This is a genomic window from Brevibacillus sp. HB2.2 (assembly GCF_013284275.1).
In the GTDB taxonomy this organism is placed as follows: Bacteria; Bacillota; Bacilli; order Brevibacillales; family Brevibacillaceae; genus Brevibacillus; species Brevibacillus brevis_D.
Genome location: NZ_JABSUV010000046.1, coordinates 1 through 16886, shown reverse-complemented (window position 1 = coordinate 16886; position 16886 = coordinate 1). Strand labels below are relative to the sequence as shown.

Annotated in this window: 17 protein-coding genes; 1 reads left to right on the top strand and 16 read right to left on the bottom strand. The window is 48.1% G+C overall.

Annotated features, from left to right (window positions below; genetic code table 11):
- The first annotated feature begins 30 nt into the window (after positions 1-30).
- Positions 31-1143 carry a tyrosine recombinase XerS gene (gene xerS / locus HP401_RS25170; protein WP_173607002.1) on the top strand — a complete coding sequence of 371 codons (1113 nt, stop codon included), beginning with the start codon at positions 31-33 and terminating at the stop codon, positions 1141-1143.
- 122 nt (positions 1144-1265) lie between these two features.
- On the opposite strand, the gene HP401_RS25165 is transcribed toward xerS, so the two are convergent.
- The 16 genes from HP401_RS25165 to HP401_RS25090 form a co-directional block, all read right to left on the bottom strand.
- The gene (locus HP401_RS25165) at positions 1266-2078 is read right to left on the bottom strand and encodes a transglycosylase domain-containing protein (RefSeq protein ID WP_173607001.1); all 813 of its coding nucleotides are present in this window, start codon (positions 2076-2078) and stop codon (positions 1266-1268) included.
- A gap of 109 nt (positions 2079-2187) precedes the next feature.
- A complete protein-coding gene (locus tag HP401_RS25160) occupies positions 2188-3771 on the bottom strand; it encodes an acetate--CoA ligase (RefSeq protein WP_173607000.1) in 1584 nt (527 codons plus the stop codon).
- 136 nt (positions 3772-3907) lie between these two features.
- Positions 3908-4906 (bottom strand): branched-chain amino acid ABC transporter permease, encoded by a 999-nt coding sequence (locus HP401_RS25155; protein ID WP_173606999.1) that lies wholly within the window; start codon positions 4904-4906, stop codon positions 3908-3910.
- A 7-nt stretch (positions 4907-4913) separates the two neighbouring features.
- Positions 4914-5774 (bottom strand): branched-chain amino acid ABC transporter permease, encoded by an 861-nt coding sequence (locus HP401_RS25150; protein ID WP_173606998.1) that lies wholly within the window; start codon positions 5772-5774, stop codon positions 4914-4916.
- A gap of 27 nt (positions 5775-5801) precedes the next feature.
- Complete coding sequence (locus HP401_RS25145) at positions 5802-6503, bottom strand: ABC transporter ATP-binding protein (protein WP_173606997.1); 702 nt, start codon at positions 6501-6503, stop codon at positions 5802-5804.
- Complete coding sequence (locus HP401_RS25140; protein ID WP_173606996.1) at positions 6487-7257, bottom strand: ABC transporter ATP-binding protein; 771 nt, start codon at positions 7255-7257, stop codon at positions 6487-6489. Before HP401_RS25140 ends, HP401_RS25145 begins: the two co-directional genes overlap by 17 nt.
- Positions 7258-7269: 12 nt before the next feature.
- Positions 7270-8457, bottom strand: coding sequence for a substrate-binding domain-containing protein (locus HP401_RS25135; RefSeq protein ID WP_173607025.1), 1188 nt, complete (start codon positions 8455-8457; stop codon positions 7270-7272).
- Positions 8458-8509: 52 nt separating this feature from the next.
- Positions 8510-9553, bottom strand: coding sequence for a 3-oxoacyl-ACP synthase (locus HP401_RS25130; RefSeq protein WP_173606995.1), 1044 nt, complete (start codon positions 9551-9553; stop codon positions 8510-8512).
- Complete coding sequence (locus HP401_RS25125; RefSeq protein ID WP_173606994.1) at positions 9550-9966, bottom strand: MaoC family dehydratase; 417 nt, start codon at positions 9964-9966, stop codon at positions 9550-9552. The genes HP401_RS25130 and HP401_RS25125 overlap by 4 nt, the downstream gene beginning before the upstream one ends.
- Positions 9967-9975: 9 nt before the next feature.
- Entirely contained in the window at positions 9976-11502 is a 1527-nt protein-coding gene (locus tag HP401_RS25120) for an o-succinylbenzoate--CoA ligase (RefSeq protein ID WP_173606993.1), read from the bottom strand.
- A 33-nt stretch (positions 11503-11535) separates the two neighbouring features.
- A complete protein-coding gene (locus HP401_RS25115; protein ID WP_173606992.1) occupies positions 11536-12141 on the bottom strand; it encodes a TetR/AcrR family transcriptional regulator in 606 nt (201 codons plus the stop codon).
- A gap of 165 nt (positions 12142-12306) precedes the next feature.
- On the bottom strand, positions 12307-13209 hold the full coding sequence (locus HP401_RS25110) for a C40 family peptidase (protein ID WP_173606991.1): 903 nt from the start codon (positions 13207-13209) through the stop codon (positions 12307-12309).
- 301 nt (positions 13210-13510) lie between these two features.
- Positions 13511-14137: a fumarylacetoacetate hydrolase family protein gene (locus HP401_RS25105; RefSeq protein ID WP_173606990.1), complete on the bottom strand. Its 627-nt coding sequence runs from the start codon at positions 14135-14137 to the stop codon at positions 13511-13513.
- 57 nt (positions 14138-14194) lie between these two features.
- Positions 14195-14740 (bottom strand): hypothetical protein, encoded by a 546-nt coding sequence (locus HP401_RS25100; protein ID WP_012686258.1) that lies wholly within the window; start codon positions 14738-14740, stop codon positions 14195-14197.
- A 133-nt stretch (positions 14741-14873) separates the two neighbouring features.
- Positions 14874-15503 carry a VanW family protein gene (locus HP401_RS25095; RefSeq protein ID WP_173606989.1) on the bottom strand — a complete coding sequence of 210 codons (630 nt, stop codon included), beginning with the start codon at positions 15501-15503 and terminating at the stop codon, positions 14874-14876.
- A gap of 158 nt (positions 15504-15661) precedes the next feature.
- Positions 15662-16708, bottom strand: a complete 1047-nt coding sequence (locus HP401_RS25090) for an NAD(P)/FAD-dependent oxidoreductase (RefSeq protein ID WP_173606988.1) — start codon at positions 16706-16708, stop codon at positions 15662-15664.
- Between the last annotated feature and the right edge of the window lie 178 nt (positions 16709-16886).

Genomic DNA, 16886 nt, shown 5'->3' with positions numbered 1-16886 from the left:
CGATTACAAATAGATGTTGGTGGTGAAAGCATGTCCGTTACCAAACAGCGCGATGCCTTGCAGCTTTTACAAACAGTGGGCTCCTACCCGTGGTATGTCGAAAAGTTTATTGAGCATAAAAAATCCAAAAAGAACTCACCCTCCACCTTGCTTGGATACCTACGCGATTTCTCCTTTTTCTTTCGCTGGATGATGACAGAAGGTTTGAGTACCGCGACGGATATGAAGGACATTCCGTTAAGCGATTTGAATGATTTGAAGAAGGAAACCGTAGAAAGCTACATATTATACTTGCAGGAGTCGCATCTATATGAGCGATCCGCCTTGCTCTCGAACCCTACCAAAAGCGCGAAGAAAGAGTACAGTGACCGCACGATCAGCAGAAAAATATCGAGCCTGAAATCGCTTTTTCATTACTTGTCTGCCCTCGCTGAGGATGAAAATGGGGAATCGTATTTGACGCGGAATGTACTCGCCAAAATCGAGCTGGAGATCACGGAGCTGACTCCCCTCGCACGCGCCCACGCCATTCGGGCAAAAATCCTGATAGACGACGAAATCTATCAGTTCGTTGATTTTGTCTACAACGGATATTTGGCTCATTGCGATACGGAAAAAAAGAAGCAGTATCACATGCAAAACCGCGACCGGGATACTGCCTTGATCGCGATGATTCTCTCTGGCGGCTTCCGTGTGTCAGAGATCGTCAGTCTCGATCTATCCGACATTATTATGGAAAAAAACCAGTTGAAATTGATTCGCAAAGGAAGGAAAGAGGACGCTCCTTTTTTCAGTGACTGGGGTAAGGAGTACTTAGGCAAATACTTGCAGCTGCGTGACAAATACAATCCCGAACCGCAAGAGGACGCTGTTTTTCTCGCTGTCTCCCCTGCCAATCCGAATGGGCATCGCATTGAAGTGCGGTCTGTCCAAAAGCTGGTCAAAAAGTACGCGAAAGCATTCGGCATTCCCGATTTGTCTGTCCATAAGCTTCGTCACAGCTTTGCTACCCAGTTTCTCCGGTTGAACCCTGACCCCCATCAGCTCCAAGCACAGCTGGGACACTCCAAAATCGAAACGACCATGCAGTATGCGCATGTATTGGAAGATGCTTTGGGCAAGGCTGTGAACCGAACGACGTAAGAAGCGCTCAGCATCCCCGCCACTGTTCCACCATCAGGCAACCGGCCATGTCAAATGCATGCTTCTTCTGTTCCATAGCAAAAATCCCCTGCCATCCAGACAGGGGATTCCATCACATTCGTTTATTTCGCTGCGCGTTTGGCAGGAGGAACAACGGATATATGCTCGTTCTTAGCCAATGTACTTTCCTTTTGATCGATTACTGCCAATTCGTTCATCCGATTCAGCACAACCACCTGCCGTTCTTTGGCTCGGTCCCAGTTCTTTACCGGTGAGTAACGCTCTGGTCCTTTCGGCAAAGAAGCCAGCATGGCCGCTTCTCCCAATGTAACCGCTCGATTTCCTGTTTCATTTGCTTTTTTTCCGAAGTAAAAGGGAACAGCCTCGCCAATTCCGTATTTTCCGTGCCCGAAATAAATGACGTTGAGGTACATTTCGAGCAGCTCTTTTTTGCTGTATCGCTGCTCTAATTGTAAAGCGATCGCGACTTCCTTCACTTTTCTAGTCATCGTTTTGTCGTTCGTCAGAAACAGATTCCGCGCTAACTGCATGGTGATTGTACTACCGCCCTGCACGTAGGCACCTTCCTTGACATCGACCCAGATCGCTCGGCTCAATCCAATCGGGTCCACTCCTGGATGCTGCATAAACCGATGATCCTCTATTGCAACGAATGCCTTCCACACATAATCAGGCATTTCGTCCAGCTTTACATAACTGTTGGATTGCTGTACAGCAGCCAGCTTTTTTTCATCTATCCATATATTCCCTGTCCACGCAAGCACGATCGGCGCCAAGATGGCTGCCATCATGATCACGAGAAAACTGATACGCAGTCGTTTTTTCCAACGAACACCGAGTTTCTTAATCGTGGGCATGCTCGCCGCTTCATACAAGTCGGTGTTTCTTCCTAATGGGATTGGAAGGTGGTTCATGCTGCATTCCCCCTTGCCTTGCTTCTACTCACATTGTAGGGGATGCACACATTACGTCCCATCGAATCCACTTACAACAATCTTACAATTTCGTAAGACAAACGATTATCTACAAATGCTGATTTTGCTGTGCCTCCTGCTGCCGCAGCTCGATCCGTCTGATTTTACCGGAGGTCGTTTTCGGCAGTTCTTGTACAAATTCGATTTTGCGCGGGTATTTATACGGCGCAGTTAATTGCTTGACATGGTTTTGCAATTCCACGATCAACTCTTCGGATGGCTCATTCCCTTTTTTCAGGATGACAAACGCTTTTACCACATGACCACGCTCCGGATCAGGACTGGCAACAGCCGCACATTCCGCTACCGCCGCATGCTTCACCAGCGCATCCTCGACCTCAAACGGACCAATCGTATATCCACCTGAGATGATAATGTCATCGGAACGTCCTTCGAACCAGATGTAGCCATCTTCGTCCATGCGGCCTTGATCACCCGTCACGTACCAGTCGCCGCGAAATGCTCTGGCAGTGCGCCCGGGATCATCCAGATAGCCTTTGAATAGCGCCACCATATGGCGATCAATGGCAATATCGCCTACTTTGCCTACTGGCAGCTCCGCTCCTTCTTCGTCAATAATGGCGATTCTTACAACTGGCGATGGTTTGCCCATTGAACCTGGCCTTGGCTCCATGCCGACAAAGGTACCCACCAGTAAAGTGTTCTCTGTCTGTCCGTATCCATCTCGCACGGTCAACTGGAAGACGCGGCGGAATGTGTCGATCACTTCCCGATTGAGCGGTTCACCAGCCGAACATGCGGAGCGCAGGGCGGACAGCTTGTATTGTTCTAAATCCGTTACTTTTGCCATGATTCTGTACTCGGTTGGCGTCGCACACAAAACAGACACTGGGTAATTTTGCAGAATCGTCAAATAATTTTCTGCAGAGAACTTTCCTTTATAGACAAACGCGGTCGCTCCCAGCCCTAATGTAGAGACAAACGGGCTCCAGATCCACTTGGCCCAACCAGGCCCAGCCGTTGCCCAAACCACATCACCTTCGCGAACGTCCAGCCACTGTGTAGCCGCCACAGCCAAATGCGCAAACGGCCAACCGTGAACATGCATAACCCCTTTTGGTCCCCCAGTCGTCCCTGAAGTATAAGACAGGAAGGCCAGCTCATCCGACTTCGTGTTTACTACCTCAAATTCTGTTTCCTGCCCCTGGAGCAACCCCTCAAGCGAAATCCACCCTTCTTTTTCTTCGCCCGTCGTGATGTAGTGTTGCAGGGTAGAACAGTTGCCTCTCGTCAGATCAACCTCACTCATTGCTCCCGCGAAACTGATCACTGCCTTTACTTTTGCATGATTGATCCGGTACTCGATATCTTTGGAACGCAGCATCTCAGACCCTGGCAAAATCACTGCCCCTAGCTTCAGTAGTGCCAAATAGAGACCGTAAGCCAATGTTCCTCGGGAAACCAGGACGAGTACCCGATCTCCATGCCCGATTCCAATGGACCCTAGTCCATTCGCAATTTTATTTGAATATTGGCGCAAATCCTCGTACGTAAGGATATGCTCCTTGCCTTGCTCATCTAACTCCCAAACCGCACGTCTCTCTGGATGTTTTTTCGACCATTCGTCCACCTGGGCTGCGAAATTATAGTTCACTGGCATGTTTAATTCCATAGCACATCTCCACCTTTTCTAAGATTGATGAATAATAATTCGACATCACTATAATTCTCACCTTTTTCTTTCGACAAAAATGGGACAAAAAAAGGCCAACCTTTTGCATCGGTTGACCTTCCTCCTTTCATCCCTATCACTCTACTGGCTCTATGATCGTCGCAGCCTGCACGGAACGCTGTTTTCTTTTTTCCCTCCACTCTTGAAAGCTGCCGACAATTCCGCTCGGAAAGCAGAGAACGACCAGAATATAGAGCAAGCCAAGGAATATGACCCATCTCTCGAATATCGGGTGAAGCTTTGCCAGCTCAGTCAATCCGTGATGCGCCAGCTCTACGATCCCCGACCCCAAAATAGAGCCAAATAGCGTTCCCAGCCCACCGATCATGCTCATCAAGAGTGCATCTAGTGTCGTTTCAATCGAAAACACTTGGGTGTTTACGAATCGCAGCATGACTGCGTACAAGCCCCCACTAATCGCTGCAACCACTCCAGCGACAATGCTGACGATTACTTTATAATGAAGAATTTGATAGCCTAACGCTTCCGCGCGTTGTTCATTTTGACCGATGGCTTTCAGTACCTTGCCGAGTGGAGAGCGCGTAAACGCCCGCAAGATGACGAACAGCATGACCATTAGGAACAGGCATACATAGTAAAAGGACAAACGATCCCGAAACAGCTCAGGCACCGGGAAGGTGAAGCCATCTCCCCCCATCGTCAGCGAGCGCCATTTCTCTGCCAATACGAATAGCAGCTGCGAAATCGCCAACGTCAGCATCGCATAAAAATGACTTTTCAAGCGCAAGGATAGCATCCCGATTACATAGCTGAGAATCCCAGATAGCACGATGGCTACGAGTACGCCAAGTAAGAAATAGCCGATCGATGCGTCAAAGTTTTTCAGGAATAAAGACACAGAGTACGCACCTATTCCGAAAAACATACAGTGTCCAAATGAGACGATCCCCGTATAGCCGAGCAACAAATCAAAGCTCATCGCAAAAATCGCAAAGATAAAGATTTGGGTGAACAAGATGTACAGGCTTCGCGAGTCTGAAAGAAACGGCAAAACCGCTAAAGACAAAAACACAAAGAGGATAAAACGATGATTCAACAATCCGGATGTAGCCAACGCATGATCACCCCTTCGCTCCAAACAGGCCGGATGGTTTGATAAGCAGCACTGCCAGCATCAGCAGCATGTTCACTGCCAGTGAAAGCTCTGGAACGAAGTAAGCCATAAACGAGCCGAGCACCCCTACTAAAAGCGCCGCAATCATAGAGCCTTGAACGCTTCCCATTCCACCGACAATGACGACGATGAATGCCAGAATCGCATACTGCATACCCATTTCCGCAAAAATTACCCCCGAATACGGGGCTAGCAGACTTCCTCCCAGCGCAGCCATGCCTGCCCCCAGCAAAAAGACGAAAGTAAACACTTGTTTAATATTGATGCCGAGTGCCTGCACCATTTCCTTATCGATAACGCCCGCTCGGACGATCAAGCCTAGTCTTGTTCTCGTCAATAGCAGGTGCAACCCGACGTACACAGCTATTCCCACTGCGATGACAAACAAGCGATACGTAATTAGTATGATGTCGCCAAGCTCGATGCTCCCTTGCAAATAATCTGGTAATCCTGCCCGTATGGGATTGGGGCTCCAAAACACCTTGAGTAATTCACTGATCACGAGCATTCCGCCCAATGTCACGAGCAGTTGCTGAATATGATCACCGTACACGGGACGGATCAGTATGCGCTCTAGCACGAAACCGAGTAGCATCCCTATGACAGCAGCACCTACGATGGCCAGAAAAAAGCTATCCGTTAATCCGAAAAGCCATACACCAGCAAAGGCCCCCCAGGCAAACAATCCACCGTGGGCAAAGTTCAACACACTCATTAAGCCAAAGATCAACGTGAGCCCGGAAGCGAGCAAGAAAATGAGTGTGCCTGTCGCCAGTCCATTTACAAGCAAATTTATCGCGACATCCATTTCATCCTCCCCCTCCCTGTCATACGCTCATGCAATACCCAAATATTTTTGTCGCGTATCTGCATCATCCTTCAACTCCTGCATCGCGCCACTGCGGACAATTTTCCCTTCATCCATCAAGTAGTACTGCTCGCCAATCATGCTTGCCATCATAAAGTTTTGTTCAACTAATAGCACGGTCGTTTTCTCTTTCATCGATTCGATGTGGAGCATGAGCTTTTCAACCATGATGGGTGCAAGCCCCTTGCTCGGTTCGTCTATTAACAAGAGTCCGTTGCTGTTCACGTAAGCTCGTGCAATCGCAAGCATTTGTTTTTGACCACCGCTTAAGTGCCCACTTTTCTTTTTCCAGTAGTGATGCAGGTCTGGAAAAAGATCGAGCATCCACGCGAGCTTTTCTTTTTGTTCGTCGTCATTTTTTTGCATGGCGAGCCGGAACGTCTCTTCTACGGTAAAATCATGAAAAATCCCTTGATTCTCGGGCACATAGCCAATCCCTTTACGTGCGATGGAGTAGGTCGGCAAATGTCCGATTTCTTCTCCTCGATAGCGAATTTGCCCATGACGAATCGGTGCAAGCCCCATGATGGAACGAAGCGTCGTTGTTTTGCCAGCGCCGTTTCGACCAAACAGGACAGTAATACTACCTGCTTGCACAGAGAGCGAGACACCCTGCAAGATGTGAAACTGGTCGAGGTACGTTTCAATCTGGTCAAGTTGCAGCATCATGCTTATACAACCCTCCCAAGTAGGCAGATTGCACCTGTTCATTTCGCATCATGTCAGTCGGGGTTCCCTCAGCCAATAGCTCTCCATGAAACAGAACGACCATGTGATCGGAGAGTGATTTGACCATGTCCATCTTGTGTTCGATGAGGATGATCGTGCACGAATTGCTTTCCTTTATGGATTCGATCACCCTCAATACAGCCGGGACTTCCTCCAACGAAATCCCCGCCGTCGGTTCGTCGAGTAAAAGAACATCCGGACGCAATCCAAGTAGCATGGCCAGCTCCAGCTTTCGTTTCTCCCCATGCGCCAGTAAGCTTGCCAGCACATCCGCCTTTTTCTCCAGCAATACCAGATGCAGCAATCGTTCAACTTCCTCAGCCTGTCGCATCTGATCTGCCTGGGAAATCCATAGACGAAACCGAACTCCCTGTGAAGCCTGCACGGCTAATCGAATATTTTCCCGTACCGTTAGCTTGGGAAATAAGTTTGTCAATTGAAACGACCTGCCAATCCCCATTCTCACTCGTGCTGCTGGTGGCAAATGTGTAATCTCTTGTCCCTTGTACTTGATTGTTCCTTGCGAGGGAGTAAGCTGTCCGCTTAGCAAGTTAAACAGCGTCGTCTTTCCAGCTCCATTCGGTCCTATGATCGAAGTAAATCGCTGCTTCGGTATGCGTAGCGATACTTTGTTTATGACTGTTTGCTCCCCGAATGCTACGCTTACGTCAACCGTTTCCAACAAGTAACTCATCACACACCTCCTCTACTTCTGGTTCCTGACAGGTGGTGCTGTCTCTTCCATCGTCATCTCCCGAACGAGCACAGGGACCGGATGATCGACTCCGTCTTTTTTCTCTAGCTTGATTGCGTATAATGTTTGCAGTGCCTGATGGTCCTCCACCCGGAACTGCATCTGGCCCTTCGGCGAATCAAAGGTCATGCCTTCCATCGCAGCAATCAACTTCTCCGAATCTGTATCGGCGTTCGTCTTTTTCAGTGCTTCCACAATCGCTACGGCTGCCGTCATCCCGCCTGCCGTAAATAAATCTGGAATCTCGCCTTGAAAACGCTTCTTGTGCTCATCGATGAGCCAGTCGTTCATTTTCGTTTTGGGGAGCGAATGGTAATACACCGAGAAGCCTTCCATCCCGATCATTGCCTCCATCGTTTTCAATGCAGCGATATCAGGTGCTCCCGTAGACACCTTGATGCCTTTTTGCTGAACCTGCATATCTTGCAGCTGTTTCCATGGGGAGTTCGAGCCTGCCCACGTGATGAACACATATTCGGGTTTGGCGCTCATGATTTTTTGGATGTTGGCTGTAAAATCAGTCGTGCTCGTGTCCACGTATTGCTCTTCGATAATGTCAGCCCCTAATTTTTCAGCGGCGGTCTTAAAGGCTTCGATCCCTTCTCGACCGTAGGTGCTGTCTTGAGCCATCGTCGCGATCTTCGTTCCTTTAGAAGCAATGGCCGCAGCGCCTGCTACTGCGTCCTGTGAAGAATTTCGACCTGTGCGAAAAATGTATTTGTTCCAGTTTTTCCCGGTGATACTATCTGCTACTGCTGGCTCTACGACCATGATTTTTTTGTACTCCTCTGCCAGAGGAAGGACAGCTAGCGTATCGCCCGAACTCGAGGAGCCTACGAGAAAATCTACCTTGTCGGTTTCCAGGAGCTTCGTTGCTTTTTGAACGGCGACATCCGGCTTCGTCTCCGTATCCTCCACGACAAACTCGATCTTTTTGCCACCGATCTCTCGCTTGCCTTCTGTTGCATAATCGAGCCCGAGCTCAAAACCTCTTGCCGTCTGCTTGCCGTAGCTTTCCAATGGGCCTGTGAGCGAAGCAAGTACACCTACCTTGATCGTATTGCCGCCACCAGATGAAGCGCTTTCATTTTGGCTGCAGCCAGCAACAAGCACGACAGACATTGCTAGCGGGAGCAACATGTTCCATCCTCTTTTTTTCACGCCCGTTCCTCCTCGAGTGTCATCATGTTCATTACGATTCGGCTAACCATTCCAGTACGGTTGCAGCCCACGTATATCCAGTACCAGCACTGACAGCTACGACAATATCCCCTGGGGAAAGACGTCCCTCTTGCTGTGCGACATGCAGTCCAATACACGGGTCGAGTGCAGACAAATGCCCGTAATGATCGAGATAGACGGCCTGCTCCTCGCTCAGTTGCAAACGTTCCAATAGTTCCAAGAACATCGAACGCTTTGTGTGCAAAGGAAGCAGCAGCTTCAAATCACGCAAGGAACGATTACTTTTTGCCAATGCCTGCTCTACCACATGAACAAAGTTTGGTATCGAGATGGGGTCAAGTCGCTCTTTCATATCGCTCGGATTCGGCACATCGATGTAATGAAGTCTGTTTTCCACCGTTTCATGACTAGGTTGGTGCCTCGAGCCGCCTGCGGGTACCCTTACATCATCATGAAAAGAACCATCGGTGATGACACAGCTGTGGAGAATTCTGCTCTTAGTAGCTCCACGTTTTACGAGAGCCGCTGTCCCCCCATCTGCAAAATTAAACATGAAGCGTGAGCGAGGATTGTCGTAATCGACGATTTGTGATTCTTTACAGCCAGCAACCAGCAAGATGTTTTCAATGGATGCATCTGCCGTCAGCATATCTTTGGCAACCTTCAAGGCGATTGGAAAACACGAGCTGACGTTCATCATCTCGAAACCGTATGCGTTTGTCGCTTTTAGTTCGTATGTAATCTTCGGTGCGCTAGACCATACATAGTAATCTTTGTGCGGGCTGCCAAAGTAAATAATTACGTCAATCTCAGATGGATCGATCACCGAGCCGGTCAGCTGTTGGGCAGCAAGCACAGCGAGGTCTGATGCATGAAGGGTGTCATCTGCGACATGCTTTTGGTAAAGACCGAATTTTTCGATAATGACTCGCGTGGGGATTCCTGTCTTTTCAGCCAAACATTCAGCTGTTTCTACACCTTCAGGAAAAAATACGGACGTCGCTTCCACTCCGATAGTCTGCTCTTGGATCGTATTCGCTTCAAGATGATTCATACTTTCGCTCCTTCCCTCGGTACGAGCATCGTCGCTGTTCCAGTCAGAACTACTTTTCCATGCTGATTCGTGCATTCCGTAAGCAATCGGATGATGCCACGCTCTTCTTGATACTCCAGCACAGTGGCGGCCGCGGTGATCGTGTCTCCGATTAAAACCGGAGCCGTAAACGAAATAGTCTGGTCTTTGTAAATGGAACCGATGCCAGGGAGCTGCATCCCGAGCAATCTGGACAACATGCTCGCCGTCAACAGTCCATGTGAGATACGCTGGCCAAATCGCGTGTCCTTTGCGTACTGTTGGTCAATGTGCACCGGATTATAATCCCCACTCATTCCCGCAAATAGAACGATATCTGTTTCCGTAATCGTTCTGCTAAAAGATGCTTGCTCCCCTATTGCAAATCTCGCCATGTAATCACCTCATTGTGTAATGGAATCTGTTTTCAATCTGGTCAATGCTTGCTTGACAATTTTCCCTGTCGCATTGCGTGGCAGCTCAGTTAAAAACACGAATGACTTCGGGATTTTATACTTCGCCAGTCTTTGCTCACAGTGTTCTTTGATGTGTGCTTCCGTGATGACTGCACCTGATTTGGGCACGATAAACGCCTTCGCGACCTCTCCCCATTTTTCATCGGGTACACCGACGACTGCGGCTTCCTGAACACCATCCAGCTCGCCGATGACCTGTTCCAGCTCCAACGGATAAATGTTCTCCCCGCCTGAGATAATCATGTCTTTGCGTCTTCCTACGATATAAGCGAACCCTTCTTCATCAAAACGTGCCAAATCCCCTGTGTACAACCACCCATCGCGGATGGTCTTGGCTGTTTCTTCTGGTCTGTTCCAGTATTCCTTCATCACATTCGGGCCTTTGACAAGCAATTCTCCGATTTCGCCCTGACCAACGTCTTTTCCGTCATCCGAGATCAGGCGGACTTCACAAAACATGACGGGCTTTCCGATTGAGCCGGCTTTTCTTCTCGCATCTTCCTTCGCGATCATAAACACGGTGGGGGATGTTTCTGTTAGGCCGTATCCTTGTCCAAAAGGGAGGCCTCGCTCCTGAAAATGCTGGATGAGTTCCATGGGGCATGGAGCGCCGCCGTTGTAAAACCAACGGACGGAATCAAATGATGTGGTCGCAAATAAAGGGCTTTGACGAATGGCTTCATGGATGGCGGGCACACCCATCACGATGGTGACTCGGTGCGTTTCGATTAGTTGAATCGCTTTATCAGGGTCGAACTTCCCGGCAACAACGACGCGTCCGCCAGCAAGCCATGTAGGGAAGGCAAACAGTCCGATTCCCCCGATATGAAAGAGTGGCAATAAGACAATCGAGCAGTCTTCTGAGGTGAGATCAAGCGCGGCTACATTGTGTACGGAGTTCCAAAACATGTTTTCTTGGGTGAGCACTGCTCCCTTAGGCTTTCCTGTCGTTCCTGATGTATAGCAAATGATGTATGGATCATCTCCACTGCCGTCATCTGCGTCGATCCTACTGTGCTGGGATGACTCACTCGGGCCATCCTGGCTCCATGGAAGTTCTCCTGGTTCCAGCCATATCCTGTGCGCAACACTGGCCTTCGCCTTGATCAACTCGATGGTAGCGGCGAACTCTGGCTGGGCACATAACACGCGAATACCACTATCCTCAAACTGATAGTCTAATTCTGCTGGGGTCAAGCGGATATTAAAGGGGACGGCTATCGCACCGAGTTTGGCGATGGCAAACAACAGAAGCACATACTCCAAACTGTTTTGGGACAAAATGCCGATCCGATCCCCCTTTTTGACCTGTAGCTCATGTCGTAAATAGTCGGCAACACGTTGGATCTGCTCATTCATTTGCTGATACGTGAGTGATTGCTCGTTGGCAATCACTGCGATCCGCGTCGGAGTGATTCGAGCTCGCTTTTCAATCCAATAAGCAATTCCGTGCATGAACTCTACTCCTTTGCCTATAAAATGGATTGGTTACGTCTTGGCAGCAATCCCTTTCATAATCATCGACATGGCTGTATCTACCACCTCTTCCGGTACGTCTTCATTTTCCCAGTAAACCCAACGCATCCCGATGAATTGTCCGATCGACATGAGACAATAAGCCAACGTCTCATGATCCATCTCTCGAAACGCACCATCATTCATGGCGTTCTTCAAACTTCGTACGTATCCCGCTGCCAGTTTGGCGTAATACCAGCGATACAGCTCCTGGTCGACGAGCGCAGCCTGTTGAATAATGCTGTACATGTTGCGATGATGTTTGATCCAACGAAAAAAGGCCAGAAATCCTAGGCGCAAATTCTCTTCCTGCGTGGTTGCTCCCATGATCGCTTCTTTGATCGTGGAACGCAGCTCTCTACTCAGCTGCCTGATCAATTCATCATAAATCGCTTTCTTCGACTCGAAATAATTGTAAAACGTTCCTTGGGACACCTGTGCATGCTGCGTAATCAAGACGATAGATGCATCATAATAACCCAGCTCGCCAAACACATGCTCTGCGGCATCCAGTATTTTTTTGCGAGTTTCCTGTCCTTTCTTGGTTAAAACAGGGGTAGGTAGACTATTTTCTGACACCTGAATCACCTCTCAGTTTTTATTATATGTATATTTCTGAATATTACAACACCTTTCTTGTTCCCTATTGGCAAAAATTGACGCGAAACGATCTGTGCGAACAAGCGTCATATATAATACAAAAGCTCCCATGCAAATGCACGAGAGCTGAAATGGATTGGATGCTTAAATGACGCGCTTGATTTTCACGGTGCGCTTTTCCCAGTTCGTTCCATCATACTTGGAATAAGTCACACCAGGACTGCCGTACGTGTGCAGGATTTTTCCATCCCCTGCATAAATGGCTACGTGTGTAATCCGATCAGAAGTACTGTTTACAGATGCCTTCATGAAGATCAGATCACCTTTTTGCAGATTGCTCTTGGAAACAGATTTCCCTACAGTAGATTGCTGGCGGGAGTCGCGCGGCAGTGTAATGCCCGCTTCTTTAAACACGCGCTGTGTAAAGGAAGAGCAATCGAATGTTTTAGTCGTACTGCTGCTGGAGCCGTATTTGTAATTGGTGCCCATATACTTTTCGCCATTTTTAATGACTTGATCGGCAACAGTGCTTGCCGGCTTTTCTGGCTTGCTTGGCGTATTGTCTGAGGAATTGCTCTCAATAACACGACGAGCCCCTACAAATTTGTCACTGTACTCCGAATATGTTTTGACAACTACCTCGTCTTCCCCTTTCGAAGAATAAACGAATTGATCACTGCCTATGTATATTCCCATAAAAGTTGGGCTGCCGCTTCCGCTAGAGGCGAAGAACACCAAATCTCCTGGCGTTACGCTTTTTTCGGATACTTTCGTCCCAGTCTTGTACAGGCTAGAGATTGTGCTCCCGATGGAAATCCCTACTTGTTTGTACGCATACGTAGCCAGCTCTGCTGATCCGAATTGCTTCGGTCCCTTTGCTTTGTACTCGTAATCCTTCCCGATCAAAGAAGTAGCAATATTTGCAACCTCTGATTGTTTTGAATCTTGTGTCTTAGCGGCCACTACTCCAACTTGACCACCCATTAACAGGGACGTACTCAGCAGGACTGCTACTGTTGACCTCATTACCCAATCTCGTTTCGTCACTTTCTTTTCCTCCTTGTCATGTTGTGGCACCCGTCTTGGGTACATGGACAGAATAGCGCAGGAGGAAACAGGAGGATAAGACCGTAAAATTTTCCAATGATGGAATTGGTAGCATGGGACTAGTCAGAAAACAAGGTGTAACGTAGGCGGTTGCTACTCCTTAGTTCCATAGAACCATAAAGGTTACAAAACGGTATCAAAGATGATTTTCGCAGCAAAAACCCGCTCTATTGCTGGCCCGATCCCCAAATAAAAACCATCTTCTGCTTGTTTCTGTCAGAAGATGGTTCTCTATTTGTCCCTATTTCATTTTCGCGGTAAACTGCCCCCACGTCTTTTCTCCCCACTTGAGAGTGAGGACGTCTCCATCCGTAACAGGTCCTACCCCCGCTGGCGTACCCGTGTAAATGATATCCCCTTGATCCAGTCCTAGATGTTCGGAAATATAGGCAATAATCGTTTCCAAATCAAAAATCACATCACGCAGATTGCCGCGTTGCACTTGCTCTCCATTTTTCAGCAAGGAGAAATCTGTTTGGTGAAGCGCATCAATGCCAGGGAAAGGATGAAAAGAAGTCAAAATCGCTGAATTTTTAAACCCTTTTGCCAACAGCCATGGATGCCCTGCTTTCTTCAGCTCGCTCTGAATATCCCGCAAAGTAAAGTCGATCCCAAGTGCTATTTTGTCAATCATCTCATCAAGAGTAACTCCAGCCTCATACGGCCTCGCGATGTGTATCACAAGCTCCGCCTCATAATGGAGCTCTCCACGAGATGAAGGAAGTTCAATGGCCTCACCATTTGCCATTGCAAGCGCATGTGTTGGCTTGTCAAAGATCATTGGCTTGGTTGGCACATCGTTCCCCAACTCTGTAGCATGCAATCGATAGTTGCGACCGATACAGTAAATATTTTTGACGTGCTCCATTTTGTCCTCTCCTTTGGTGGCTGTCTTTTTTTCACTATATCATGGCTGCATGGCGTATTACAGCTTGTCTTGTTCGTCCTCTTCCATGCAGTTTCCATAGCCAGGCCAAAGTCGGGCATTTCCTCGTGCTTCTACTTCAATCACCGTATCACAAATAGATTCCAACGCACTCTCCAGATCCATCTCTTGCTCGGAGCTCCAGGAAAATTCGTAATGGAAAATCACATGCTGCTCTGTCGCTTCGGAGAGGACAAAGGCAAACTGCTGTTGTTGTTCCACGACATGCTTTCTGGCTTCAACCGTTGCTTCCACCGAGAACATGCCATCCCATTCCGCCACCATATATGTAGAAGTAACATCAATCCACAGGGAAGGAGTATCATTCGTTCGCCGGAAAATAACAGAGTCTTCCCGATAAAACCCGTAGCCAGATGGTAGCGCACCCGAGAGCTTGAATGGGATTCCTACCGGCAAATCATGTGGCTTCAATGCGTGGACAAGTCTTCCAGGCAAAAGATAACAACCATCTTGCTGGCGTTCTAACCGTTCTCCCATGACGAGAACCTCTTGCTTGTGTGAATCACCTGTCACCTGAACGAACATCACGGCACCTCCTTCTAAAACAGTATGGTCTGGAATGCATGACTCAAAACCAAATCGATATCCATTTTTTCCCTGTAAAAATACCGAAAAAAACAGGGTTCATCCATAGGATGCCCCCTTTATTCCTTCGAAGCTACGCACGTATGATCGCAATCACAACATGTTCGTCATCGTATGATTTTGCTTTGATTTTCACAGGGAAATCATACAAGTTGGCAAATTTAAAATCCATATAGCCATACGCGACCGTGGCATCTTGACCCGCTGGCACGTATCTCACCGATTGGCTGTGGTTATGCCGTTCCACCATGATCATTCCCGCTTCAGCAGCTGCATTGTAAAGCGTGCTGGAAACCTGACATATCCCGCCTCCATAGTCATCAGCGAGCTGCCCGTTCTGAATGACTCCAGCCTTTTGCCAACCACCCTCAGGCAAATTCGAATTTCCCACTATATCGTTAAAAGAAAACACCTGTTGCGGCTTGATTTTTTCATTATGAATCTTGCTCAATGCTTGCTTGATGTTATGTTTACGCTCATCTGTGCTGTTTTTCATCGATGAGTAATAAAAGCCGAGAACCTCGTCTTCCTTGAGGCCCATCTTCTCCACATACTTTTCCTGTAACTTATCCTGCAACTCGATAGAAGGAGAAAACCGGTCTAATTGTAATGCCATTGCATGCTCAGGCGCGAAGTTCATACCGAGCGAGAACACAAGGGCCACTGTAGCCATAGTGATCAGCCAATGCTGAACTTTCTTCATTTCTACTTCCTCTCCCACATTTGTTGATCGATTATCTAGCACGAAGTTCCCTATTTATATCGTCTGACCTAGTTTTTATACCTTGCCTCTTACAATGTAACGTATGGGAAAAGCGACAATCAACCTGCAAATGTTGGGCTTTTTGTCCTACATCAATTCTACTCGTCGTCCTCGTCGATAACCCCGAGGGCTTTGTTCTTTTCTTTAAAACGCTGGTTATGAGAAGAAACATACGCCATCCGATCTGCTACCGGGTCAATGTGCAATTTGGCACTGTTTACGGCCACAGCCGCATCGGTGAATGCTCCCGCGATCAGCGTAATCTTGCTGTCAAAGCTCGCAAAATCGCCCGCCGCAAAAATCCCTGGTAGATTCGTTGCTAGACGAGCGCTGACAAACACGTTCCATTCATCCATGTCCAAGCCCCACTCTTTAATCCCGGTGAAATCGGCCTTCAATCCGTGATTGACGATGATCGCATCGACATTGATTTGCTCCGTCTCGTCTGTCTCTAGATGACGTATCGTCACTTTATCGATCGTTTCTTTGTCCGAGCTTTGCAATTGCGTGACCGCATATGGGGTGCGTACGATCGCAGATGACTCCTTCATGCGCTTCACATTCCGTTCATGTCCACCAAATACATCACGGCGATGCACGACCGTTACGGACGCTGCAATCTGCACCAGTTCATTTGCCCAATCGACCGCGGAGTCCCCACCACCTGAGATAAGGACGTGCTTGCCACGGAATGGCTCCAGTTCCTGTACTGTATAATGAAGATTTGTCACCTCGTAGCGCTCTGCTCCTTCGATCTCCAGCTTTGCCATTTTCAAAATACCTCGGCCTAAAGCCAAAATGATCGTGCGGGTCCAATGCCTTCTCCCTGATTTTGCAACGAGTATGTACGTTCCATCTTCTTGTGGCTCTAGTCCAATGATTGCCTCACCTAGGACGATGGCAGGATCAAATGTCTTCGCTTGTTGCACCAGATTGGCAATCAGCTTTTCACATAACTGTGGTGGTACACCGCCTACATCCCAGATCATTTTTTCTGGATAGATCAACATTCGTCCACCGAGCTCTTCTTTCGCTTCAATGAGTTTCGTCTTCATATCGCGTATTCCGCTATAAAAGGCAGCGTACATCCCCGCAGGGCCACCGCCGATAATGGTTACATCAAACAGCTCCAACTGTTCTCCCACAACTACCCCTCCACTTTGTTTCTCGTTTGTTTATGAATCATCAAGTGATAGTGAAAATGAGATTCATTATCACAATGTGATTGTAATGGAAAATGGAGGAGGATTCAACATGCTAGAAAAAATAAAAAGGCTCGTAATTAGCTTCATCCGCTAATTTACGAACCTGTTGTTTGCCATA